This is a genomic window from Pseudomonas sp. D4-21 (assembly GCF_051132125.1).
Taxonomy (GTDB): Bacteria; Pseudomonadota; Gammaproteobacteria; order Pseudomonadales; family Pseudomonadaceae; genus Aquipseudomonas.
On record NZ_CP071664.1, the window covers coordinates 4,916,169 to 4,938,645 of the forward strand.

The window sequence follows — 22,477 nt, forward strand, 5'->3', positions numbered from 1 at the left end:
CAGGTCGGTCACGCTCGCAGATGGATCGGTTCGTCGTGCTCCAAGCGATCGATAAAAAACGTACGAAAGGGCGAAGGGTGACGCAAGCTGCGCCCCTGCTCGATCAAATGTTTCGCGCGGTCGAATTGCCGGGCACGTATGGCGGCTTCGATCGCGGTCAACTCCAGCAGGTCACGTTGCGCGTTACTGCCCCCGATGGAACGCACCGCGGGCAGGATCTTGCCTAGCAGCTCCAGGGCGCAGTCGTAGTCACCCTGCTGGAATGCAATCAGCCCCCGGCAAACGGTCCGTGTCACGTTGGCAACCATCGGGACCTTGGCATACGTGGTGTCAATACGTCGCAAGATGCGTTGCACCAATACCTGGTGATTGGAGCTGGCCATCGCCATGATCGAATGCACATCGTTGAACCAGTATTGCGACTGATCGATCGACGGCATCCAATACTGTGCGACCTCCTGCCACTGGTCGGAGACATCCACGCCGGTCAGCGACAAGCGCCACAGCAGGCTGACCGCGTCGAGGTCCTCATAGCCGTCGGGGTCGTTCTTGATCCTGATTTTCTGATGGAAAGTCTGCAATGCTGCGTCCGGACGCTGCATATAAAGGTTGAACAATGCGTGGTGCCACCATAGATGGATGCGCATGCAGAGATTGTCGGCCCAACTGCTCTGCGTATCGTCCAGCCATTTCAACGTCTGGGCATATTCTCCGCGTTCATAGCCGACATGACAGGCGGCATGGATTGCATAAATGTCTCGCGGATTGATCGCCAGGGCACATTCGGCCGCGACACTCGCGGCGTCATAGTCACCATTTTCCACCAGCGCGAAGGCCTCGATCCCTCGCACGTAACCATAGAGCGGATGCATGAGCGCCCAAGAAGGACTGGCCGTCACCATGGTTTCGCGCATCCGCTCGGTCCAGCCCATGTTGAATTCCAGCATGTGCACGCTGAACAAGGCCACTATATCCCGAGGATGCAGGGCCAACAGCTCCCGCCAGCAGGCATGGGCCAGTTCATAGTCCTGATTGACCCAGTGATTGCATGCAGCCAGGTGCCCGTGCTCGCGCAGGTCCAGATCTTCTTGGTCCAGACCGCCAAGCAGCACCATGGCGTGCTGTATTTGCCGGTCCTCCATGCTTGATAACCGGACGGCACATTCGATCAACCGGGAAATCGGGCAGCGAACGTCACGCTGTTGAAGGAGCGGAAGTGGATCGAACTCCATTCCAAGAATGCCGACCAGGGCAGTCTCCAATTCGTCTGCTTCGGCGGCGTCGTGTACACGCACCGGCACACCGCGAGCATCAATGAACTCGATCATAAAAAGTCCTTCCTGTTGGTCCCGTGTCGTTCACTGAGAAGCGCTGGCCTGGTGAGGCTCAGGCGGCCAGCTCCGCAAGCCTCGCCGGCGTGATGCCACTGACCAGCGCCGCCGGGTTGATTTCACGGTCGAGGCGCTCGTGGATCAGGTTCAATATCGCAATGAGCAACATCGAGTTACCACCGGCGTCGAAGAAGTCGGCTTGATCGTCGAGCGCCGGATGCTTGAGCACTTCCGCCCAAATGGTGTGGACTGTCGATAGCGGGCTGGTGTCGGTCTGAGTGTGCAGTTCCTGGGTTGGCATGTTCATGGCGTTCCTCCGCATGACAGATGTTTAATGAAGTGGCGGTTAATGTTTGTATTGAACAAGCAGGTTGGCGCGCAGGTTGGGCGCATCGACCGAGAACAGAAATTTCTCGCCCTCGGTCGGCGGGTTCTGACGGGCGTAATCGACATAGTTGATCAGCGTATCGGCTGAGAAGCAGTGCCCGCAGCGCGCGACGTTATCCAGGTACAACTGTCTGCGAGAAAAGCCGAGGCGGGTTTCCTTGAGTTGCGTCACGGGACGGAAGATGTTGTTGCAAAACACTTTACTGACATCACCCAGGCGGGTTCCGCCAGCGTCCAACAGCTCGTTGAGGATTCGCCCATAGAGTTCGGGTTCATCTTTCCCATGGTTGGAGGTCATGGGGTCCTCGCTGACACCAAAACGCGAAGTCACTATTTGCAGACCTGCAACTTCCTGGCGCGTGACCAGGCAACTCGCCGCCGAATCGCTGAGCAAAGCAAAGTTGTTGAAACGTATCGACTCGTCATAGACCTTGTCGGCCGTGATAACCAGAATATTGTTGTAGATCCCGCTACGAATCATGCTCTCGGCCATCACGACTGCACTTATGAAACTGATGCAATTGTTCAGCGTTACGCCGATGGGAAATGCCTTCTTCAATCCCAAGCCTTGCGACACCCGAACGTTGTAGTTGATGTACTCGATTTCATCGCCAGGGAAGCAGGTTGAACAGAACATGACAAAGTCGATATCGTCCGCGGACACGGTGCTGCGAGCCAGTGTCTGACGTGCTGACTTTATGCCAAGCTCGAATATATCGCCGTCGCTCTTGAAGTAGCTTCCCCAGCCAAACACGCTCGGCTCATCCGGATAGCCGAATCGCTCCAGCTGCTTCGTGAAATCAAGCACTTCGTGATACGGACGTTCGAGTTCACCCAGAACGTAGGCACACGCGTCGATCATTATGCGCATCCGTATTTTCCCTATTACAAGAACAGGGCCGGAAGGCCTCCGGCCCGAGAGTGGTCAGGCTGGAATGAACGGATCGCCCAGCATGTTCTTGTCGCGAATGCGGTTATGTGAATAACGGTTCTCGCCCGACACCACGACGGCGCCGTAGTTTTCCAGGCTGACTTCACCACCGAACTCGTGGAGCATGTCGGTATCGGGGTGAATCAGAACCTCCGGCGGCACATAACGCGCGGAATACCCCAGGCGCATTTTGTCGGTCAAGCCCAGGTGCGGCAGCGACGAATGAAGGACGGTCGACCAGAAGATCACGCACTCGCCGGCCTTCATCTCGAAATAGACCGCTTTTGATTCGTCGGGCTTCCAGTCAGGGTCAACTTGCAGGTCACGGTAGTCATACCCCCACAGCCCACGACGAACGCCATCCTTGACCAGATCGTTATTTTTCTCCGGGTTGAAGATCAGGCGCTTCTCTTCGTCGTAATGCATCATGTTATGAGTGCCCGGGACGATCGCCATGCAGGCCGTGTCTTTCATCGTGTCGGTGAAAGCGGTCCAGGCGGTCAAGGTGCCGCGACGCCCTGAGTCATCAGGCCAGACAATATGAGGCCGCCCCGCCACGCCGGCGAACGTGTTCGCCTGATGCCAATCGGTACCCGCATCGCCGGGATACTTCGAAAAGAATTCGGTGCGCCAGCACAGCAAGTCCTTGCCCATCAAGCTACGCACTTTATGCACAATCCTGGGGTTGCAGACATGTTGTCCAAGGAAAGGAATATCCAAGTGCCGGTCATAATTGGCGAGGTTGTTGTTACCCGCATTGGAAATGGTGTTGTCCGAATACACCGCGTTGCTGCGATCGAGCGTCTGCAGGCGCACCGTCCGCCACTGTTTCTCCATCTCTTCCGGCTCGTAGACCTTGAACGGTTTCACATATCCATTCTTGAAGAAAAACGCGATTTCCTCATCGCTCAGTCCAAAATCTTCTTTTAACGTGTCCAAGGTCAATCTCCTTGCCTTCTGAGTGTGGAAGATCAGTGTTGCGTGACGGCTTAATTGAATACGGAAGCTTCGTATCGTGAAGAGATGTTCTTGCGTTGCAGTTTCATGTTTTGCGTCAGCAGGCCGTTCGCCGTGGTGAACGGCTCGGTCGACAGGAAATAATTTCGTATCGGCACGGTGGCGCCACGGTTGTAGTTGTCAATCGTGCGCTCGATGAGTTGCCGGGCATTCGAATCGATATGTTCGACGACCAGCAACATACCCAAGTGGGGTCTACGGGCGCCCAGCGCTACCGCACAGTGAACAAAGGGCAGGCTGTTGAAAGCCTCTTCGACTGAAGTGGGGTGGATCTTCTGGCCGCCCGAAGTAATGATCGTGTCGTTTTTACGGCCGTCGATGAAGATATAACCGTCCTCGTCGATATGGCCGATATCGCCCGTGGCGATAAGGGTTTCGTCCCGATAGACAGCGCGCTCCACTTCCTCTGGCTGGTCCACGTAACCGCAGGTCAACCGCCGAGTTGACTTGAGCAGGATTTCCCCATCGCCATCCAGCATCACGCTACCTGGAACCAATGCCCGCCCAACCGAGCCAGGTCGATTGTGATCAAGGGTATTGACTGCGATAGGTCCGTATTCCGTCATGCCATACGCTTCCAGAAGCGGTAGGCCGCCCGTACGATATCCATTGAGCACAGCCGACGGCAGTGCGGCCATACCACTCCACATCTGCCGGATATTGGCGCCGAACAGCACGCGCAGTTTGTCCCCGTCCCCGTCCGCCAGGCGCCACATCGAGTCGTAAAACAGCGGTGGCGCCAGGAACAAGGTTGGGGACGTCTGCTTGAGGGCCTGCATGACGTTCTGCATGGAGCTCAAGACAATATCGACTCCCGCGTCGATGCACCCGTAGATCAACAGTTTCTGCTGGTAGTTGGACAGCGGCAGGAAGATTAGGAAACGATCGTCTGGCCCGGCATCGATGGCTGAAAAGAATTGCCTGGCGTTATGCAGGACGGTCGCGTTGTTGACGCGAATCTTTTTTTCCTTGCCACTGGTTCCCGACGAGAAAATGACCGGGCCGACGACGGAGTGAGACACATTCGAAGACGTTATTTTTTCAAAGAGGCCCAACCCGCAGATCGGCCCTACGGGGCGCCACAGCTCGCCGTCCACCGCCTCGCCGTACAAGGGACCGGCCAACAGGAAGTCAAGAGTGGCTTGATCGATATCGGCCAGCCCGCCTTGGAACGCTTTCTCGGGAAGCTGCAGGACGACACAGCCGATGTGCAACAACGCGAGGTCCACGACAAAAGCAGGCTTACCGTTTTCGGCAACCATGGCAACCTGCATGCCGGCAGTGATCCCGGCCTCGCGGAGTTGCCGCGAAACGACAGCGATCGTTTCGTATAGATCACAAAACCGGACGCGCTCCACTTCCGCACTACGGTGGAATAAAACTGCATTGCGCTGATTGTGCTTCAGTTCTGAAACCAGTGTTTCCAGTCCCTCACTTTTCATGCCGCTCGCTCCTGCGTCCGATGGCATCGGTCGCTAGAGACTACTACCGGCTATCTCGCTCGTGGCGTTGCGTTAGGTTTTTGCAGCAGCCTTTAGTTTTACTAACGCAAGTTGCGGACTTCAGCGGCGGCTGGGTATTTTCAGGCGTCCCGTGACGCCATACACCCTGCCCCTTGAACGTCAGGTCACGCCATTTCTCTTTGCGGGACCAGCGTATGACGGTGCTGGTTTCGTCAATGCCATTAACTTGATCGGTCCAGCGGAGCTTCATCATGTCGGCTCGAAACTATCTGTTCTACGGCGTCGTTGCGCTGGCTACGGCTTGCGACCAGGCCGTGCTGACCGGCGTGATCTGGATGTCGCTCAAGCTGTCGGGGTCGAGCGTTCCACTTGGCGTCGTCCTGTGTTTCTCGGTCGCCGTGCCGTTCGCGTTGGATGTGGTGAGCCGGGGACGCGCCGCCAATATCGATGCCCACTGGCTGGTCATTTTACGGGTCGCCGTTTTTCTCATGGCGGCGCTGTTGGCATGGCTCGGGCTTGCCACGGCACTCAGCGTTTTTTTGTTGATCGCCCTGATGGTGGGGACGGCCGACTTCCTGACCGCCAGCTCCTTGGAAATCGAAAATACCCGTCGGGTCGTCGCCGACTGGCTATCGGCCGACGATGCCGCGCGCTATATGCAAACGGCCATCCAAGTCGGCGGCTTCACCGGTTCGCTGGCCGGCGGAGCACTGCTGGGCTGGCTCAGCGACTCGGCGTTCCTGATGGGCGTGGCGTTGGCGGGGGCCGCTCTCAGCCCGGCGCTGCTGGCGGGCAGGATGAAACGTAGCGTGACGACCGTAGCGGACAGCGCGAAACCGCGACAAGACAAGCAGACCAGCGATCGTGTGTTCGACATGCCATATGGCTGGATGGCCTGCCTGGGGCTGATTGCCCTGCATATCGGCGCGTTCAACAGCATGATGCCGGTCGTCTATCAACAAGTGAATCATTGGAGCCCTACCAGTTTCGGCATTGCATCCGGTGTCGCAGGTATCGGCGCTTTCCTGGCGGCATTGATGCCACTGGGCAAGCATCGACTCGCCATGTTCGCGGTGGGGCTGATCGTCGTCGATGCGGTGATGGTCATGGCCCCTCAGGTCGCGTTTTCGCTGATCGGTGCCTTCCTGGTCGGCTTTATCACCAATCACCTGCGCATCGCCGTCCGCAGCCAATTGATGCGCAGCGCCAATAACGATGCCCAGGCGGCACTTGTGGGCAGCCGCAGCACCTTTTGCGCGTATTCCATGCAGGCCACGGGCCCGTTGTTGCTGACGTTCGCCACGTCGGCGTCGGTTATGGGGCCAGCATCCGGACCGGCACTGATGATCGGCACCGGTGTGATCACCGCCACCGGGCTGCTGGGGCTGGCTCAGTTGCGTCGCGCCCCGCGACCCGTTCCGTTGGCACGCTCATAAGACATGAAGGGAGGCAACCAATGAGTCACGCAGGCCTTGAAGCCGATCGTCACCACAGTGTTCTCGCGCAAATCTATCAACTGATGAAAGAAGTCGCGCCCCAAAGCGTCCAGGTGAACCCGGACGTGTCGTTTCTCGAAGCCGGGATGGACTCGATGAAAGCGATCCTCCTGGTCTCGCGCCTGGAAGACTGGTTTCAAATCGAATTCGAAACCGATCATCTGGCGCCCCAGTTCCTGGGCAGCCCGGCATCCGTGGCAAGGCTGCTCCAAGATCACTACTTGGCTATCCCGGAAAAGGACTAGGCCTCATGCAAGAACAACAGTTTCCCTACGATGTGCATTTGTACGACCGTCGTTTTCTCAACTGTTTCCAGCGCCACGCTGTAGTTTTCATGAAACGCCTGGGCATCGAAGTGGACTGGCTGTTTTACAACGCCTTGCCGACCGTGGGCGACCTGTTCCAGCAGATGGTGGTGGAGAACAAGCCCAAGTACGCGTTGCAAAGCCGCTACTTCGCCGAAGACGACCTGGCCCTGCTGGGCGTGCGTTTCCACGAGCAGAAGGCAAAGTGCCTGGATGACCTGCTGCCGATTATCCATGGGCAAATCCAGGCCCATGGATGCGCGTTCCTTTCAGGAGACGTGTATTACTTCGCTCACTGCCCCGAATACCGTAGCACCCATGCGCAGCATGTTGTCGTGCTGCGCCAGGCCAATGCCGATGGCAGTTGGGAGGTGGTCGACGACAACGCTGCCAGCGTGTTGTGCGAATACCGTTACCCACACGAAGTGATTGAACAGTTCTTCCAGAATGAGGGCAGCCGGCGCATGTTTTGCCTGGAATGGACGCCAGTTCAATCGCCTGATGTCGAGATTACATTCCGTCAGCGTCACCAGGCCTTCCTGGACGACTTCAACACCGACCCTTGGTTCTATGGCCATCTGGAGCAGTTGCTGGACAACCCGCTGGCCAGCAATACGACAAAGTTTCGGGCATTGCACGATGTGTTCACGCTCCTGGCCGGCTCCCGCAATTGCTTTGCCCGCTATCTGGAGATGACCGGTGCTCCCGTTGCAGCCATGAAACGGGTTGGCCTGTTTGTCCAGGAAGCCAGTGTACTCAAAGGCCTGATGGCGATGGCTCAGATAACCGGCAAGGTTCGCCGCCGCGACTTGATCGAGCGCTGTGCAGCCTTGGCCGGGTTGGAAGCCGACTATCTGCGTGAGCTTCGTTTAACCCGGACGATCGATATCGCCAGCTAGCCTGCAACCAAAGAAACAGGCGTCAACCTTTGGCGAGCAAGCCGCTGGCGATTACAAACACCGCACCATCAGCCATTGCTCCTTGCCCCAAGCCTCGAAGCGCTCCAGCACTTCCCAGCCAAGCTTGGCGTAGTAATCCCGTTCACTGTGGGTGTGCAGGAACAACGTCGCAAAACCTGCTTCTTTGGCATGGTTGCAGATGCCTTCGATCAATTGCGCGGCCAACCCCCTTCGTCGGGCATCCGGGTGGACGAATACGCAGGCCAACCACGGGCCGAGCTCGGGGTGGTCGGGCAGGTCGTCATGTGCCAGCGAGGCACCGCCCAGCAGTTGGTCATGTTCCATGGCGATCAGGCATTTCCAGCGGCCATCGCGCTGGCCTGCCGAGAATTCCTCCTGCCAGTGGGCCAATGATTGGTGGGCGAATTCATAGGTAAATTCTCGATACAGCCATTCGGCCATCAGGTTGCATTTATCCATGTGGTTGAGGAGCCAATCCACTTGCAGCATCTTAACCATCCTTCTGTAGTCTTTTTCCACCGCGTATACGGCGCAGATGCCTACCCGCGCTCATTCCCAGCAAATACCCACCTGCAAGGCCTCAACCTATCGTAATCTCGCAGCTGAACAAGCCCAGCCCCGAATCCGGCCGAGATCTCATTTCACATGCCTTCCATTTATCAGCTCAAGCCTGCCTTCCAAAACCTGCTTCGTCCCACCGTACAACGCCTTTACGACAAAGGCATCACCGCCAACCAGGTGACCTTGCTCGCCGGCTTCGTTTCCGTGCTGGTGGGGGCGGTGATTGCATGGTTCGCCAACCATCCGTGGGTTTTCGTCCTGGTGCCGGTGTGGATGTTCCTGCGCATGGCGTTGAATGCGGTGGATGGCATGCTTGCGCGGGAGTTCGGCCAGCAATCGAATCTGGGCGCCTACCTCAATGAGCTATGCGATATCATCGCCGACGCGGCCTTGATCCTGCCTTTTGCCCTGTTTCCCGATACCAGCCTGTTGCTTGTGTTGTTGGTCACGCTGTTGGCGTTGTTCAGCGAATACGCTGGCGTGCTGGGCGCGATGGTCGGGGCTTCGCGGCGCTATGACGGGCCGATGGGCAAGAGTGACCGCGCGTTTGTGTTTGGCGTGCTGGCGACCGGTATTGCCCTGGGTTGGCTCGGGGCGCTGTGGGTTGATGGTGTGATGGCGGTGGTTGCCGCCCTGCTCGTTTATACCTTGGTCAATCGGGTCCGCCATGGCCTGAGCCAGGTGTCGGAAAACGCTCCCTCAGCATAAGGAAATTGCAATGCGTGAAGCCCAGGAACTGACGTTCACCACCCACGACGGCGTGGAGTTGTTCTACCGGCACTGGCCGGCTGTCGAGGCCACGGCGGGTGAACCCCGTCAGGCTGTGTTGTTGTTTCACCGCGGTCATGAACACTCGGGGCGCATCGCGCACCTTGTGGATGAGCTGGATCTGCCCGGGTTCGAATTTTTCGCCTGGGACGCACGTGGCCACGGCCAGTCGCCGGGCGAGCGCGGCGACAGCCCTAGCTTTGCTACCAGCGCCCGTGACGTGCAGACTTTTTGCGATCACATCGGCGCCACGCACCAGATCGACGAACAGAACATCGCCGTGATCGCACAAAGCGTCGGCGCGGTGATCGCGTCTACCTGGGTCCACGACTACGCGCCGCGCATTCGCTCGCTGGTGCTGGCGTCGCCAGCCTTCAAGGTCAAGCTCTACGTACCGTTCGCCCGTCCGGGCCTGGCGCTGATGCGCAAGTTCCGTGGCAACTTCTTCGTCAACAGCTACGTCAAGGCCAAGTTCCTCAGCCATGACCCGGCGCGGGTGGCGTCCTACGACAGCGATCCGTTGATCACCAAGGCCATTTCGGTGAACGTGCTGCTGGGCCTGTACGAAGCGGCCGACCGGGTTGTAGCCGATGCCCAGGCGATCCAGGTACCGACGCAGCTGTTGATCTCCGGTTCCGACTTCGTGGTGCATCGCAAACCCCAGGAGCAGTTCTTCGAGCGCCTGGGCAGCCTGCACAAGGAGAAGCACATCCTGCCGGGCTTCTTCCACGACACTCTGGGCGAAAAGAACCGTGCGCCAGCCATCGCCAGCGCCCGTCGTTTCATCCTGCAGAATTTTGCCCGCCCGCTGGAGCGCCCTTCCCTGCTGGACGCCGATCGCCTCGGCGTGACCTGCGCCGAAGCCGAAACCCTGGCGACGCCGCTGCCGCACAACTCGCTGCGTGATCTTTACTGGCGCATGACCCGCGCCAGCATGCGCTTTGGCAGCAAGCTGTCTGCCGGCGTGAAACTGGGCTTCGACACCGGTTTCGACTCTGGCAGCACCCTGGACTACGTCTACCGCAACCGCCCCACCGGCACGTCGGCGCTGGGCAAGATGATCGACCAGAACTACCTGAACTCCATCGGTTGGCGCGGTATTCGCCAGCGCAAGGTGCACGTCGAGGAGTTGCTGCGCCTGGCGATGGCCGAGTTGCGCGCCCAGGACCGCGAGGTGCGCATCGTCGACATCGCCGCCGGTCATGGCCGCTACATTCTGGAAGCGCTGCAAGGCGTCAGCCCGTTGCCGGAGTCGATCCTGCTGCGCGACTACAGCGACATCAACGTGCGCGACGGCAGTGCGCTGATCGTCGAGAAGGGCTTGGGCGACATCGCCCGATTCGTCAAGGGCGATGCCTTCGACCGCCAGGACCTGGCGGCGCTGGAGCCCAAGCCGACCCTCGCCGTGGTGTCCGGCCTGTACGAATTGTTCGCCGATAACCAGATGGTCGGCGGCTCCCTCGCGGGCCTGGCCGAAGCGGTGGAGCCCGGCGGTTTCCTGGTCTACACCGGTCAGCCGTGGCACCCGCAACTGGAACTGATCGCCCGCGCCCTGACCAGCCACCGCGCCGGCCAGGCCTGGGTGATGCGTCGGCGCACCCAGGCGGAAATGGATCAGTTGGTCGAGGCGGCGGGCTTTCGCAAGATCACCCTGCGTGTCGATGAGTGGGGCATTTTCAGCGTGTCGCTGGCGCAGCGGGTCCAGTAATGAGCGCCGTCATCGCTCCGGTCCGCGAACCCGCGCTGCTGAAACCGGCGGTGCTGTGGCTGCTGTTGCTGGCGCCGCTGTTCTTCACCACGTACGGCTTCGCCACCTGGGTCACGGCCCAGCGTGACGACGTCGGCAGCCTGGTGTTCGGCTGGGAAAGCCACATGCCGTTCATGGCCTGGACGATCGTGCCGTACTGGTCGATTGACCTGTTATACGGCCTATCACTGCTGTTGCCCAACAGCCGCGACGAACTCAAGCGCCACGCCTTGCGCCTGCTCACGGCCCAAGGAATTGCCGTCAGCTGCTTCCTGCTCTGGCCGCTGACTTTTACCTTCCCTCGGCCGGAAATGGACGGGGTGTTCGGCTGGATGTTTGACGTACTGGCCGGCTTCGATAAGCCGTTCAACCAGGCGCCGTCGCTGCACATCGCGCTGCTGGTGGTGCTCTGGGTCTGTTATGAGCGCCACCTGCAAGGCGTCTGGCGTTGGCTGATGCACGGTTGGTTCGCGTTGATCGGCGTGTCGGTGCTGACCACTTACCAACACCATTTCGTCGACGTGCCGACCGGCGCGCTGGCCGGGTGGTTGTGTGTCTGGTTGTGGCCGCTGGACCGGCCAAGTCCGCTGTTGAGTGCGCGCCTGGCGACCGATCCAGCCCGTCGACGCTTGGCCATGCGTTATGGCTTGGGCGCGGCGGCGATGTTCATCCCGGCGTTTGCCTACGGTGGCGCGTGGCTCTGGCTGATATGGCCGGCGGTGGCGCTGCTCATGGTGGCACTGAATTATCTGGTGTTCGGCGCGAGCGGGTTCCAGAAACGTGAAGACGGCCGGCTGAGCCCGGCGGTGCGCTGGTTGCTGGCGCCTTATCTGATGGCGGCGTGGATCAATTCCCGCCTGTGGACGCGCAAGCACCCGCAACCTGACCAGATCATGGATGACGTCTGGCTCGGGCGGATTCCTACGTCGACAGCGCTGAAGGACAGCCCGTTCAACGGGGTGCTCGACCTGTGCGCCGAGTTGTCCATGGACAGCACGGCAATCGCTTATCGCACCTTGCCTGTGCTCGACCTGACCGCACCGACCACCGAGCAATGCCTGGAGGCCGCGCAGAAAATCGAGCACCTGCGCCAGCACGGGCCGGTGCTGGTCTGCTGCGCCTTGGGTTATTCGCGCAGCGCCACCGCCGTGGCGGCGTGGTTGCTAAGCACTGGCCGTGCTGCCAGCGTCGACGCAGCCATTGCGCAGATCCAGCGTGTGCGCCCGCGTGTCGTCCTACACCCGGCCCATCGCCAGGCGTTGGGGCAAATATCCGCAGGGTTCGGGGAATGGTCATGAGCAGTGACATCGAACTGCACACCGTGGCGAGCTTGTTGCGCCGGGGTCATTCGCTGGATCAGCTTTCCACTGGCCTGACGCTGCTGGCAGCGTTGATCGGCCTGGGCCAATGGCTGGTGGGCAGCGTCGATCCGTGGCTGCTGTTGCTGAGCTTCGGCGTGTTCGTCCTCGGCATGCAGGAAAAATATCTGGCGTTTCGCGTGGCCTTTGATGCCGATCTGTTTCAAATCGTCGCGGATGCCGGCAAGCCACTGACCGAACGCACCCAAGCATTGGACGAGGCCCTCGCCAATCTCGGCCTGCAACCGGCCGAGCGTGGCGGGCGGTCGTGGCCCGAGCGCAGCCACGGCTCGATGCGCCTGCTTCGCCGCCAAGCCTGGCTGGTGTTTACGCAAGCTTTGTTGACGGTGAGCTTCGTCCTGGCGAGTCCCTGGCTGGTTTATTCGGGCCTTGGAACTTAAACAGGAAATAAATGGCTTTTGTGGCGAGGGAGCTTGCTCCCGCTGGAGGGCGAAGCCCTCCCCTATGATCTGCCTGATAAACCGCGACCTCAGTGTTAGGGCTACTTCGTAGCCCAGCGGGAGCAAGCTCCCTCGCCACATTGTTTGCCTGCGATAGATGTCGCATAACTTCAAGCTTTCAGGACAAGGAATCCTCATGTTCGAACCCGTGGTCGCCAATCTCATCACCTCCGCCGCGCGGATGGTCACCGGCGCTCGCAGCCTGTGGCTCGGCTGCGCGCCGACGCCGGTACAGCGGATCTATTTCGCCAACCACAGCAGCCACGGTGATTTCGTGTTGCTCTGGGCCTCGCTGCCACCGGCGCTACGCAAGCTCACCCGCCCGGTTGCCGGGGCCGATTACTGGCAAACCAGCCCGGTGCGCCGCTACATCATCAACCGGGTGTTCAACGGCGTGCTGGTGGATCGCGAGCGCAAGGACCCTGCCTACAATCCATTGCAGCCGATGCTCGACGCGCTGGAAAACGGCGACTCGTTGATCATCTTCCCCGAGGGCACGCGCAACCCGGACGAAGGCCTGCTGCCGTTCAAGAGCGGGATCTACCACCTGATGAAAAGCCACCCGGAGGTGGAGGTAATCCCGGTGTGGATCGCCAACCTCAACCGCGTCATGCCCAAGGGCCGCGTGCTGCCCTTGCCGCTGCTGTGCACCACCAGCTTCGGCGCGCCGCTGTGCATCGAGGAAGGCGAGAGCAAAGAGCAATTTCTAGAACGCAGCCGTGCCGCGCTGCTGGCACTGGCCCCGGAGCACGTCTGACATGGATCGATATACCTTGATGTTGTTTGGCGGGATCGGCGCGATTCTGCTGCTGGCTTCGTTGATCGGTTTCATTCTCAAGCTGCGGACCAAAGGCGCGCCGAACTCAGTCATCGAGAACCTCAACGCGCGGATCAACGCCTGGTGGATCATGGTGCTGGTGATCGGCATCGCGTTCTGGCTCGGCAACGCGGCGGTAATCCTGCTGTTCTACGCCGTGTCGTTCTACGCATTGCGCGAATTCCTGACCCTGACGCCGACCCGGCGCAGTGACTATCCCGCCCTCGTGGCGGCGTTTTACCTGGCACTGCCGCTGCAATACCTGCTGATCTACTACGACTGGTACGGACTGTTCTCGATCTTCATTCCGGTGTACGTGTTCCTGCTGTTGCCGATCCTCGCGTCGCTGGGCGGTGACAGCACGCACTTCCTCGAACGCGCGTCGAAAGTGCAGTGGGGGTTGATGATCGCGGTGTTCTGCATTTCCTTCGTGCCCGCCCTGCTGACCTTGGACATTGCAGGTTTTGAAGGGCGCAACCTGTTGCTGATCGCCTACCTGGTGATCGTGGTGCAGCTCTCGGATGTGTTGCAGTACGTCTGCGGCAAGCTGTTCGGCAAGCACAAGATCGCGCCGAACCTGTCGCCGTCGAAGACCGTGGAAGGTTTTGTCGGCGGCATTTTCCTGGCCTCGCTGATCGGCGGCGCGCTGTGGTGGATCACGCCGTTCAACCCCTGGCAGTCATTCCTTATCGCTTTGCTGATCAATCTGCTTGGGTTTGCCGGCGGCATCGTCATGTCGGCCATCAAGCGCGACCGGGGCGTGAAGGATTGGGGCCACATGATCGAAGGCCACGGCGGCATGCTCGACCGCTTGGACTCGGTGTGCTTCGCCGCGCCGATCTTCTTTCATCTGGTTCGGTATTGGTGGACTTGAGATAACCCTGTCCTGAGGCACCGCTTACCTGTGGCGAGGGAGCTTGCTCCCGCTGGGCTGCGCAGCAGCCCCCAGATCTTAGGGCCGCTCCGCGCCGAGCGGGAGCAAGCTCCCTCGCCACAAAAGCGGTGTGGTGCACATTCAATGCGCCAACATATTGTGATGCACGCTGTACATGATCCACAGCGACAGCCCCACCAGCAGCGCAATCACCACCGCTGAGAACGCCAGCGCCGTCAGGTTCCAGCGTTGCTGCGGTGAGAAGTTCAGGTGCAGGAAATACACCAGGTGGACGACGATCTGGATCACCGCGAATATCGCCACGATCCCGGCCGTCACGGGCTTGGGCAATGTGGGATACATCACCAGGGCGAAGGGGATGACGGTGAGGATGACCGACAGCACGAACCCGGTGAGGTAGGATTTTGCGCTGCCATGGCTGGCATCGACGCTGCTCTGATGACTGCTCATTACATCACTCCAAACAGATAGACCACGGTAAACACACAAATCCACACCACGTCGAGGAAGTGCCAGAACAGGCTCAGGCAGCCCATGCGGGTCGCGTTGACGGTGGTCAGGCCTTTGCGTTGAACCTGGAACATAACGACAGCCATCCACAACAGGCCGGTGGCGACGTGCAGGCCGTGAGTGCCCACCAGGGTGAAGAAGCCCGTGAGGAAGGCGCTGCGGTTCGGGCCATAGCCTTCGGCGATGAGTTTCTCGAACTCATGGATTTCCATGCCGATAAACGCAAGGCCGAGAAGGAACGTCACGCCGAGCCAGGCCAGCACTTTTTGCTTCTGGCCAGCGCTCAGCGCGAGCATGGCGAAACCGTAGGTGATGCTGCTGAACAGCAGGATGAAAGTTTCCGTAAGGACGTAGGGCAATTCGAAAATGTCGGCGGCGCCAGGGCCACCGGCGACGCTTTGCCCCAGTACCGCATAGGTCGCAAACAGCGTTGCGAACAAGATGCAGTCGGTCATCAGGTAGATCCAGAACCCGAACAGGGTCATGGAGCTGGCGTCCGAGTGCCCGTGTTCGGATTCCGGCGCGGTGGCGTTGGGTTGAACGAGATTGGACATGATCAAGCCTCCGCCAACATCTTGATGCGTTGATTTTCGATGCGCGCCACCTCCTCGGCGGGCACGTAGTAATCGATGTCGTCATCGGCGCTGCGCCAGATCACGCCGCCGATGGTCGCGACCAACCCGACAATGGCCAGCCACCAGATATGCCACACCAGGGCAAAGCACATGATCAGGCTGAACAGGCTGATGACCAGTCCCATGGCGGTGTTTCGCGGCATGTGGATGGCTTGGAAGTCGGCTTCGATGGCAGTTTTCTGCCCACGCTCCTTAATGCCCCAATAGGCGTCGATGCCCTCCACCACCGGTTGCTGGGCGAAGTTATAGAACGGCGGCGGTGACGCCGTGGACCACTCCAGCGTGCGACCGTCCCATGGGTCGCCCGTCAGGTCGCGGTTCTGGTGGCGGTGGCGGATGCTGAAGTAGAACTGCAAGATCTGGCAGACCACGCCGCACAGGATGATGCCGACACCGATCAACTCCAGCTCCAGCCAGGGCCGCCACTGCGGAACATCAAAGTGGTTCAAACGCCGCGTCATGCCCATGAAGCCCAGGAAGTAGGACGGCATGAAGGCGAAGTAGAAGCCGACAATCCAGCACCAGAACGCCGCCCGTCCAAAGCCGTCATGGAGCTTGAAGCCGAATGCCTTGGGAAACCAATAGGTCAGGCCGCACAGGTAGCCAAACACGGCGCCACCGATGATCACGTTGTGGAAGTGGGCGATCAGGAACAGGCTGTTGTGCAGCAGGAAATCCGCCCCGGGCACCGCCAGCAGCACGCCGGTCATGCCACCGATGCTGAACGTGACGATGAAGCCCACCGTCCACAGCATCGGCGTTTCAAAGCGAACTCGCCCGCGGTACATGGTGAACAGCCAGGTGAAAATCTTCACTCCCGTAGGCACGGCGATGATCATGGTCATGATGCCGAAGAAGGCGTTGACGTTCGCCCCCGAGCCCATCGTGAAGAAGTGGTGCACCCAGACGATGAACGACAGGATGGTGATGACGATTGTCGCCCACACCAGCGAGTGATAGCCGAACAGGCGCTTGCGGCTGAAGGTGGACGCCACCTCGGAAAAGATGCCGAACGCCGGCAGGATCAGGATGTACACCTCCGGGTGGCCCCAGGCCCAGATGAGGTTGACGTACATCATCGGGTTGCCGCCCAGCTCGTTGGTGAAAAAGTGCATGTCCAGGTAGCGGTCGAGGCTGAGCATGAACAGCGTCGCGGTAAGAATCGGGAACGATGCAAGAATCAGCACCGCCGTGCACAGCACCGTCCAGGTGAACACCGGCATGCGGAAAAGCGTCATACCCGGTGTACGCATTTTCAGGATCGTGACGAAGAAATTCACCCCGGTGAGCAACGTTCCGACCCCGGATATCTGTAATGACCAGATGTAATAGTCCACCCCGACCCCGGGGCTGTAGGAAAGCCCCGACAACGGCGGATAAGCGACCCAACCGGTGCGGGCGAACTCACCGACCGCCAGGGAAATGTTCACCAGCATCGCGCCGGCCACGAATAGCCAGAAACTCAACGCGTTGAGGAACGGGAACGCCACGTCCCGGGCACCGATCTGCAAGGGCACGACGATGTTCATCAACCCCACCACCAACGGCATCGCCATGAAGAAAATCATGATCACGCCATGGGCGGTGAAGATCTGGTCGTAGTGTTCCGGTGGCAGGTAACCGGGCGAACCGTCGGACGCCATCGCCTGCTGCGTGCGCATCATGATCGCGTCGGAAAACCCGCGCAGCAGCATCACCAGGCCGACGACGATGTACATCACGCCGATGCGCTTGTGATCGACCGAGGTGAACCACTCTTTCCACAGGTACGTCCATTTGCGGCGGTAGGTGATGGCGCCGATGCCCGCCAAGGCGACCAGCCCCACCACCGCGAGGGTCCACATGATGATGGGCTCATCCGTCGGGATCGCCTCAAGGTTGAGTTTTCCAAACATGCTGTTCTACTCCAGGATCTTGTTACTGCCCTTGCCGGGCCCCGACGGGTGATTCGATGCTGCCTTGCATGTGCTCCATGCGATGCTCGACCTCCCGGGATCGGTTCATGCCTTCGTACTTATCGATGATGCTCTGGAACAAGTCCGGCTGGACCGAGGCGTAGTGCTCCACCGGGTGCTTGACCGTGGGTCGGGCGAGTCGGGCGTAACTGTCCTTGTCCAACCGCCCTTGCCCTGCGCGGACGTCGGCGACCCACTTGTCGAAGCCCGCCGCATCGGTGGCCAGGGTTCGGAAGTGCATGTCGGAAAAACCCGGGCCGTTGTAGTTGGCGGCGATGCCCCGGTATTCCCCGGCCTCGTTGGCAATCAGGTGCAGTTGGGTCTGCATGCCGGCCATGGCGTAGATCTGCCCGCCCAGTGCCGGTATGAAAAACGAGGTCATGGCACCGTCGGACGTCACGCGAAAATTCACCGGTGTGTCCAACGGCATCGCCAACTCGTTGACCGTAGCGATCCCCAGTTCCGGATAGATGAAGACCCACTTCCAATCCGCCGCGATGACCTGCACCACCAGCGGCTTCACGTCCGAATCCAGGGGCCGGTAAGGGTCCAGCGCATGGGTGGACTTCCAGGTGACCACGCCCAGAATGATGATGATCACCAGCGGGACACCCCAGACCACCGTTTCGATCTTTCGCGAATGCGCCCACTCCGGCGTGTATTTCGCCTTTGTGTTGGAAGCGCGGTACTTCACCGAAAAGACGAACGCCATGACGATGACCGGCACCACCACCAGCAACATCAACAGCGTCGAGAGAATGATCAAGTTGCGTTGGTCAACGCCGACCTGTCCCTTGGGATTGAACAACACCATGTCGCAACCGCCGAGCAACAGCATCCCGCCGACCAGCAACAACCTTGATAAGTAACAAGGCAGTCGAGTTCGCATGTCTTACGCTTCGCTTATTGAGTGTTTGCCAGTTGCTGCGCGATCTTGTCTTTGATCGACAGGCGCTGTTCCTTGAGCTTACGGATATCGTCACCCTCGACATTGCCCGCCGAAATCGATTCGGCCGCTAGCACTTGGTTATCCAGATCCGTGTATTCATCGAGCAGGCGATCAAGTTCCGGATCCTGCTGACGACGTTGTTGAACCGCCTCTTTGCTGCAATTCAAATCCTGATAAAGATCATGAGAAGCAGGCATGGCCTTCTCCTTTTAACGGTGTTGTTGGGGTACACGATTTTTAGAATTGGCCCCTTCGGCTAAGTTGAAAGAAACATCTGGAAACGGTGACGAACGGCATCGTGAACAAAAAAAAGCCCACGAGACGTGGGCAAAGGGAAGAGTCGTTTTGACTTGGATCGGGTCAGGAAGATTGTTTGCCGGTGGCCGACGGCATTGCATTGGAATCGACACGGACTGGGTGCTGCTGGGCGGCCCGCTCCCATTCCTTGGCATCGTGACTGCAGAAAATTTCCACGTGCCCATCCTGGACCCGTGCCAGCTCCCGCAGCCGTTGCTGATTGCGCATCCGCGCCGAACGATAGGTGTCCATCATGTATTGATAAAACTTCAGCCCCGGCGGACAGCGACGCTCGGCTTGATGGACTTCATCGTGAAAAAAATAGGCATCGCCGGCGTGCAGCAACCAGCCGTCGGACGTGCGCACGGCAATGCCCGCGTGCCCGGCCGTGTGGCCTTGGAGCGGCACTAGGAAAATGTCCTCTTCTTCCGCGCCGATTAATGCGCGCACCGAGTCGAATCCGAACCAGGTGTCGCCATCCGGGGCATAAAACTCCCAGTTATCGACGCCCTGCCACTGACGCGCCTGGAACCGGCGTCGACTGATCCAAGTGTCGGCGGTGCGGGCCGCCGCCATTTCGTCGCGCATGACGTGAACCCGGGCCTGGGGAAAATCCTGCAGCCCGCCGGCGTGGTCGAAATCCAGATGGGTAACAAGAATGTGCCGCACGTCGTTGGCATCGAAGCCCAGGCGCCGCACTTGCTCCAACGCAGTGAGGCGATGCTCGAACTTGATGTTGTTGAACGCGCGGAAAAAACGACTCAGACGCTCGGGCGTCTGCACATCGCGCTGGCCAAAACCGGTGTCCACCAGTATCAGACCGTTGGTGTCGGTTTCAATCAACAGGCAATGACACACCAGGCACGCCGTCAGCCCCCGGCTGTAACCGTCGAACAGCTTTCCGCCCACCGGGCACATGCAACCGCAGTTGAGGTGGTGGATATGCATGGAGGCCTCCTGCACGAATGGCGCGTCGATTTCTGGTTATTTCCGGACTCTAAGAAATCGACAGGAAGGCGACAGGCTCAATTCCGCAAAGGCGACAGGCGGTGCCCATGCCTGGCCAAACCACAGATTGGGTGGGAGCGAGCCTGCTCGCGAAAGCGCTGGGTCAGCTTGCATTGATGTTGAATGTGCCCTCGTCTTCGCGAGCAGGCTCGCTCCCACAGGTATTTTGGTGTTTGAGCGCTCCCTCACCACAGGGATCACAGCCCACAGGTTTATGGGTAGCTGAAGCTCTTCACCAACGTCAGCTCCCCCACCGCCCGCATGGGCACCACGAAGGTTTCCATCTTCTCGCTCGGCGTGCCTTCTTCGGTGATGACGGTGACTTTCGCCGTGGTCAGGGCCTGTTGCGCCTGTTCGACTTGTTCGCCATCGCCTTCTTCATCCTCGTCACTGCGATAACCGCCGCCGTAGTAGTTCACATACACCAGGTATTGGCCTTTGATCGGCGCGGGCATGGCGAAGATTTCCGGGCCGTAGCCGGTGGTGACGTCGACGTCGAGGGCGGCGCCGTTGGCGACGGCGCGGTCGCCGTACCAGATGTGGGCGCCGTCGGGCGTAACCAGGTGCAGGTCCAGGTCGGTACCATCGCTGTCCCAGGTCAGCAATACCCGCAGCTTGGCCGGGGTCGCGCCGCCGCTGGTGTTGAGGAATTGCGTGCGGTGGCGCTGCTGGCCATCGGCGCTGCGCACTTCCACGCTGTTGCTGCCGTTGGGGAACGAGAACGGCCGATCGAAGCGGCCTTCCTCATCAACCTTCAACGGCAGGCTCACACCGTTGACGATGAGTTGGCCTGGCTCATTGCTCTTCGGCGTGCCTTTGATCTGACCGCTGATGCGCGCCGTGTTCGCCTGGCCCTGGGGCGTGTTGACGGACGAGGCCGGGTAGTTGACGGTCTGGCTGAAGCTTTCGCCCTCGCCGCCCGGCGCGCCGCTGCGCCAGCCGCCGACTGGGGTTTCTAGCTTGATCGGGTCGGCGGCCATGGCCGATGGCAACGCAGCGAGGCCGCAAAGCAACAGCAAGACCTGTGGATAACGGAGTGTCATGGTCTATTCCAGCAAAAGGTGACGGGCGAGCCCTTCGATATAGGTTTCGTCCTGGCCGTTGGGGTGAGCTTCAAAGGCCAGGTGCAGATATTCATGGGTCAGGTCGAGGCGGTCTTGCAGCGACAGCACGCCGCGCACGTAGATGCGCTGGCGCTCGCGGTCCACATACGGCCGGCCGAAGGCGACGCGGCACACCGCGAAGGAACTGATTTCGTTGTAGCCCACTTCGCTTTCCAAGCGTTGACGCCAGCCACGTCGCTGCTTCAGCAACCATTCCTGGGCGGCGGGCAATGCTTGGCAGGATGCCACCGGATTGTCCCAACGGCTGAGGCTCGCGCGCGGATAGGCATGCAGCAGGATCGCGTCGTAACGCTGGCCGTCGTGGGCTTGTTCGACGGCTTGGGCCCAGGATAGTTTGTCCGGGCCGGGTTGATCGGAGTGATAAGTGACGTCGGTGCCAGCCAGGACCAGGTCGCTGGTCCAAGCGGCAATAGCCCGGGTTTCAGGCGCCGCCGGACGTGGCGCGACGCGCTGGCGATGGCTGCTGTCATCGATGCTCAGGCAATCGCCGTTGCGCTGGGCGTTTTGCAGCAGGTAGGTGCGAATCGCCACGGCCAGGGCTTTGGCCGCTTCGGCGGGTTCGGCCTTGGCTTCGCGTTGCAGGACCCGGGCGACGTACTCCTCCCGGTCCAGTCGCGCCACCAGTTTGCCCGGCAGCAGGAACAGTTCGCCGTCGCTGTGGATGTCCAGCTGGTTACCGTTGGTGAACTCGACGCGGTAGTCGCCGCGCAACTGGCCCGGCGTGGCGGGTCGCTCGCCAGCCATCACCCGTTGCAACGGGTAACGGGCAAACAGGTCGACTTCCACGCAGCGTCCGGTGTCCACAGGCCAGCGGGACGGCAGCGCCGTGGCCAAGCCATCGCCGTATTTCTTCAGGACCTGCTGACTGGTGCCGCGGCCACCGGCCCACACCGGGGTGCCATCAGCCAGCCAACCGGCGAAACCGCCTTGGCGCGACGAGGGCCCCTGGTCGCCCAACCAACTCCAGGTCTTGACCCGCAGGCGAGCGCCCAACTGGCCGACCAACCGACCATCCGCCGCGCCGAGCACCACGTCGAGCAATACCCGACGGGCCTGCTCCTGGGCCGGTAGCATCGCCAGCGCCTTGAGCAGTTCGGCCACCGGCACCTGGGTTTGCGGCTGCAAGGTCGGCAGGTCCAACAACCATTTCGGCGCCTGGCGCGCCTGCCAGTAATCACGCCATCGCGGCGCGGAAATCCCGAGTCGCTGGGGTTCGAAATACAAACCACAGGACTTCACCAGCGCCTGATCGCGGCCGATGCTCTGCCCAGCGTTGCAGCAATAGACCTCTTCCTTCGATTCGCCGCGGCATTCGTAAACCGGCTCGCGAGCATCGGTGTCCACCAGCCAGGCGTAGACGAAGAGTTTCCACAAACTGCCCAACGGTGCCTGCAAGGAATTGGTCAACGGCTGGCGATCCAGCACCTGGGTCTGGCTCACCCGCAACAGTTGACCGTCGAAGGCCAGGCGCAACGGCTCCTCCTGCGCTGTCGTCAGCGCAGGAATCAGGCACAACCACCACCAGCCCCAAGCCCTGCGCAT

At 60.1% G+C, this 22,477-nt stretch carries 23 protein-coding genes; 9 read left to right on the top strand and 14 right to left on the bottom strand.

Annotated features, from left to right (window positions below; genetic code table 11):
- Nucleotides 1-8: 8 nt before the first annotated feature.
- The 5 genes from J3Q04_RS22170 to J3Q04_RS22190 are packed head-to-tail and all read right to left on the bottom strand — an operon-like array spanning nucleotide 9 to nucleotide 5,108.
- Nucleotides 9-1,328, bottom strand: coding sequence for a tetratricopeptide repeat protein (locus J3Q04_RS22170; RefSeq protein WP_434609339.1), 1,320 nt, complete (start codon nucleotides 1,326-1,328; stop codon nucleotides 9-11).
- Between the two features lie 58 nt (nucleotides 1,329-1,386).
- The gene (locus tag J3Q04_RS22175) at nucleotides 1,387-1,638 is read right to left on the bottom strand and encodes an acyl carrier protein (RefSeq protein WP_434609337.1); all 252 of its coding nucleotides are present in this window, start codon (nucleotides 1,636-1,638) and stop codon (nucleotides 1,387-1,389) included.
- A 39-nt stretch (nucleotides 1,639-1,677) separates the two neighbouring features.
- Complete coding sequence (locus J3Q04_RS22180; protein WP_434609335.1) at nucleotides 1,678-2,589, bottom strand: hypothetical protein; 912 nt, start codon at nucleotides 2,587-2,589, stop codon at nucleotides 1,678-1,680.
- A 54-nt stretch (nucleotides 2,590-2,643) separates the two neighbouring features.
- Nucleotides 2,644-3,594, bottom strand: coding sequence for a chlorinating enzyme (locus J3Q04_RS22185; protein WP_434609333.1), 951 nt, complete (start codon nucleotides 3,592-3,594; stop codon nucleotides 2,644-2,646).
- Between the two features lie 44 nt (nucleotides 3,595-3,638).
- The gene (locus tag J3Q04_RS22190) at nucleotides 3,639-5,108 is read right to left on the bottom strand and encodes an AMP-binding protein (RefSeq protein ID WP_434609331.1); all 1,470 of its coding nucleotides are present in this window, start codon (nucleotides 5,106-5,108) and stop codon (nucleotides 3,639-3,641) included.
- 272 nt (nucleotides 5,109-5,380) lie between these two features.
- Between J3Q04_RS22190 and J3Q04_RS22195 the strand changes: the two genes are divergently transcribed.
- From J3Q04_RS22195 to J3Q04_RS22205, 3 genes are read left to right on the top strand one after another with little or no spacing between them, the layout of a single operon-like run.
- A complete protein-coding gene (locus J3Q04_RS22195) occupies nucleotides 5,381-6,565 on the top strand; it encodes an MFS transporter (RefSeq protein WP_434609329.1) in 1,185 nt (394 codons plus the stop codon).
- 20 nt (nucleotides 6,566-6,585) lie between these two features.
- Nucleotides 6,586-6,870 carry an acyl carrier protein gene (locus tag J3Q04_RS22200; RefSeq protein WP_434609327.1) on the top strand — a complete coding sequence of 95 codons (285 nt, stop codon included), beginning with the start codon at nucleotides 6,586-6,588 and terminating at the stop codon, nucleotides 6,868-6,870.
- Nucleotides 6,871-6,875: 5 nt separating this feature from the next.
- Complete coding sequence (locus tag J3Q04_RS22205; RefSeq protein ID WP_434609325.1) at nucleotides 6,876-7,829, top strand: hypothetical protein; 954 nt, start codon at nucleotides 6,876-6,878, stop codon at nucleotides 7,827-7,829.
- A 51-nt stretch (nucleotides 7,830-7,880) separates the two neighbouring features.
- On the opposite strand, the gene J3Q04_RS22210 is transcribed toward J3Q04_RS22205, so the two are convergent.
- A complete protein-coding gene (locus tag J3Q04_RS22210; protein ID WP_434609323.1) occupies nucleotides 7,881-8,339 on the bottom strand; it encodes a GNAT family N-acetyltransferase in 459 nt (152 codons plus the stop codon).
- 156 nt (nucleotides 8,340-8,495) lie between these two features.
- Here J3Q04_RS22210 and J3Q04_RS22215 point away from each other — a divergent pair, with 156 nt between their 5' ends.
- From J3Q04_RS22215 to J3Q04_RS22240, 6 genes are all read left to right on the top strand, one after another.
- Nucleotides 8,496-9,119: a CDP-alcohol phosphatidyltransferase family protein gene (locus J3Q04_RS22215; protein ID WP_434609320.1), complete on the top strand. Its 624-nt coding sequence runs from the start codon at nucleotides 8,496-8,498 to the stop codon at nucleotides 9,117-9,119.
- 10 nt (nucleotides 9,120-9,129) lie between these two features.
- A complete protein-coding gene (locus J3Q04_RS22220) occupies nucleotides 9,130-10,887 on the top strand; it encodes a bifunctional alpha/beta hydrolase/class I SAM-dependent methyltransferase (RefSeq protein ID WP_434609317.1) in 1,758 nt (585 codons plus the stop codon).
- Nucleotides 10,887-12,224: a phosphatase PAP2/dual specificity phosphatase family protein gene (locus J3Q04_RS22225; RefSeq protein WP_434609314.1), complete on the top strand. Its 1,338-nt coding sequence runs from the start codon at nucleotides 10,887-10,889 to the stop codon at nucleotides 12,222-12,224. Before J3Q04_RS22220 ends, J3Q04_RS22225 begins: the two co-directional genes overlap by 1 nt.
- Nucleotides 12,221-12,685 (top strand): hypothetical protein, encoded by a 465-nt coding sequence (locus J3Q04_RS22230; RefSeq protein ID WP_434609311.1) that lies wholly within the window; start codon nucleotides 12,221-12,223, stop codon nucleotides 12,683-12,685. The genes J3Q04_RS22225 and J3Q04_RS22230 overlap by 4 nt, the downstream gene beginning before the upstream one ends.
- Nucleotides 12,686-12,881: 196 nt before the next feature.
- Complete coding sequence (locus tag J3Q04_RS22235) at nucleotides 12,882-13,502, top strand: lysophospholipid acyltransferase family protein (protein ID WP_420767573.1); 621 nt, start codon at nucleotides 12,882-12,884, stop codon at nucleotides 13,500-13,502.
- Nucleotide 13,503: 1 nt separating this feature from the next.
- A complete protein-coding gene (locus J3Q04_RS22240) occupies nucleotides 13,504-14,436 on the top strand; it encodes a phosphatidate cytidylyltransferase (RefSeq protein WP_039594237.1) in 933 nt (310 codons plus the stop codon).
- A gap of 141 nt (nucleotides 14,437-14,577) precedes the next feature.
- On the opposite strand, the gene cyoD is transcribed toward J3Q04_RS22240, so the two are convergent.
- The 8 genes from cyoD to J3Q04_RS22280 all read right to left on the bottom strand — a co-directional run bounded on the left by cyoD (nucleotide 14,578) and on the right by J3Q04_RS22280 (nucleotide 22,477).
- On the bottom strand, nucleotides 14,578-14,907 hold the full coding sequence (gene cyoD, locus J3Q04_RS22245) for a cytochrome o ubiquinol oxidase subunit IV (RefSeq protein ID WP_420767572.1): 330 nt from the start codon (nucleotides 14,905-14,907) through the stop codon (nucleotides 14,578-14,580).
- The gene (gene cyoC / locus J3Q04_RS22250) at nucleotides 14,907-15,521 is read right to left on the bottom strand and encodes a cytochrome o ubiquinol oxidase subunit III (protein WP_434609307.1); all 615 of its coding nucleotides are present in this window, start codon (nucleotides 15,519-15,521) and stop codon (nucleotides 14,907-14,909) included. The genes cyoD and cyoC overlap by 1 nt, the downstream gene beginning before the upstream one ends.
- Before the next feature lie 2 nt (nucleotides 15,522-15,523).
- Nucleotides 15,524-17,497: a cytochrome o ubiquinol oxidase subunit I gene (gene cyoB, locus J3Q04_RS22255; RefSeq protein ID WP_434609305.1), complete on the bottom strand. Its 1,974-nt coding sequence runs from the start codon at nucleotides 17,495-17,497 to the stop codon at nucleotides 15,524-15,526.
- A gap of 22 nt (nucleotides 17,498-17,519) precedes the next feature.
- Nucleotides 17,520-18,446 carry a ubiquinol oxidase subunit II gene (gene cyoA / locus J3Q04_RS22260; protein ID WP_434609302.1) on the bottom strand — a complete coding sequence of 309 codons (927 nt, stop codon included), beginning with the start codon at nucleotides 18,444-18,446 and terminating at the stop codon, nucleotides 17,520-17,522.
- Nucleotides 18,447-18,460: 14 nt separating this feature from the next.
- Nucleotides 18,461-18,703 (bottom strand): YdcH family protein, encoded by a 243-nt coding sequence (locus J3Q04_RS22265; RefSeq protein WP_420767568.1) that lies wholly within the window; start codon nucleotides 18,701-18,703, stop codon nucleotides 18,461-18,463.
- Between the two features lie 163 nt (nucleotides 18,704-18,866).
- Nucleotides 18,867-19,751, bottom strand: a complete 885-nt coding sequence (locus J3Q04_RS22270) for an MBL fold metallo-hydrolase (protein WP_434609299.1) — start codon at nucleotides 19,749-19,751, stop codon at nucleotides 18,867-18,869.
- A 272-nt stretch (nucleotides 19,752-20,023) separates the two neighbouring features.
- Entirely contained in the window at nucleotides 20,024-20,854 is an 831-nt protein-coding gene (locus tag J3Q04_RS22275; protein WP_434609297.1) for a YfaP family protein, read from the bottom strand.
- A 3-nt stretch (nucleotides 20,855-20,857) separates the two neighbouring features.
- Nucleotides 20,858-22,477 carry a DUF2300 domain-containing protein gene (locus J3Q04_RS22280; RefSeq protein WP_434609295.1) on the bottom strand — a complete coding sequence of 540 codons (1,620 nt, stop codon included), beginning with the start codon at nucleotides 22,475-22,477 and terminating at the stop codon, nucleotides 20,858-20,860.

Coding starts and splice junctions, on each gene's coding strand:
- J3Q04_RS22195 (WP_434609329.1), top strand. CDS start 5,381: ATGTCGGCTCGAAACTATCTGTTCTACGGCGTCGTTGCGCTGGCTACG.
- J3Q04_RS22225 (WP_434609314.1), top strand. CDS start 10,887: ATGAGCGCCGTCATCGCTCCGGTCCGCGAACCCGCGCTGCTGAAACCG.
- cyoB (WP_434609305.1), bottom strand. CDS start 17,497: ATGTTTGGAAAACTCAACCTTGAGGCGATCCCGACGGATGAGCCCATC.
- J3Q04_RS22230 (WP_434609311.1), top strand. CDS start 12,221: ATGAGCAGTGACATCGAACTGCACACCGTGGCGAGCTTGTTGCGCCGG.
- J3Q04_RS22190 (WP_434609331.1), bottom strand. CDS start 5,108: ATGAAAAGTGAGGGACTGGAAACACTGGTTTCAGAACTGAAGCACAAT.
- J3Q04_RS22170 (WP_434609339.1), bottom strand. CDS start 1,328: ATGATCGAGTTCATTGATGCTCGCGGTGTGCCGGTGCGTGTACACGAC.
- J3Q04_RS22265 (WP_420767568.1), bottom strand. CDS start 18,703: ATGCCTGCTTCTCATGATCTTTATCAGGATTTGAATTGCAGCAAAGAG.
- J3Q04_RS22210 (WP_434609323.1), bottom strand. CDS start 8,339: ATGCTGCAAGTGGATTGGCTCCTCAACCACATGGATAAATGCAACCTG.
- J3Q04_RS22275 (WP_434609297.1), bottom strand. CDS start 20,854: ATGACACTCCGTTATCCACAGGTCTTGCTGTTGCTTTGCGGCCTCGCT.
- cyoD (WP_420767572.1), bottom strand. CDS start 14,907: ATGAGCAGTCATCAGAGCAGCGTCGATGCCAGCCATGGCAGCGCAAAA.
- J3Q04_RS22280 (WP_434609295.1), bottom strand. CDS start 22,477: ATGCGCAGGGCTTGGGGCTGGTGGTGGTTGTGCCTGATTCCTGCGCTG.
- J3Q04_RS22240 (WP_039594237.1), top strand. CDS start 13,504: ATGGATCGATATACCTTGATGTTGTTTGGCGGGATCGGCGCGATTCTG.
- J3Q04_RS22235 (WP_420767573.1), top strand. CDS start 12,882: ATGTTCGAACCCGTGGTCGCCAATCTCATCACCTCCGCCGCGCGGATG.
- cyoC (WP_434609307.1), bottom strand. CDS start 15,521: ATGTCCAATCTCGTTCAACCCAACGCCACCGCGCCGGAATCCGAACAC.
- J3Q04_RS22270 (WP_434609299.1), bottom strand. CDS start 19,751: ATGCATATCCACCACCTCAACTGCGGTTGCATGTGCCCGGTGGGCGGA.
- J3Q04_RS22220 (WP_434609317.1), top strand. CDS start 9,130: ATGCGTGAAGCCCAGGAACTGACGTTCACCACCCACGACGGCGTGGAG.
- J3Q04_RS22175 (WP_434609337.1), bottom strand. CDS start 1,638: ATGAACATGCCAACCCAGGAACTGCACACTCAGACCGACACCAGCCCG.
- J3Q04_RS22200 (WP_434609327.1), top strand. CDS start 6,586: ATGAGTCACGCAGGCCTTGAAGCCGATCGTCACCACAGTGTTCTCGCG.
- J3Q04_RS22205 (WP_434609325.1), top strand. CDS start 6,876: ATGCAAGAACAACAGTTTCCCTACGATGTGCATTTGTACGACCGTCGT.
- cyoA (WP_434609302.1), bottom strand. CDS start 18,446: ATGCGAACTCGACTGCCTTGTTACTTATCAAGGTTGTTGCTGGTCGGC.
- J3Q04_RS22180 (WP_434609335.1), bottom strand. CDS start 2,589: ATGCGCATAATGATCGACGCGTGTGCCTACGTTCTGGGTGAACTCGAA.
- J3Q04_RS22215 (WP_434609320.1), top strand. CDS start 8,496: ATGCCTTCCATTTATCAGCTCAAGCCTGCCTTCCAAAACCTGCTTCGT.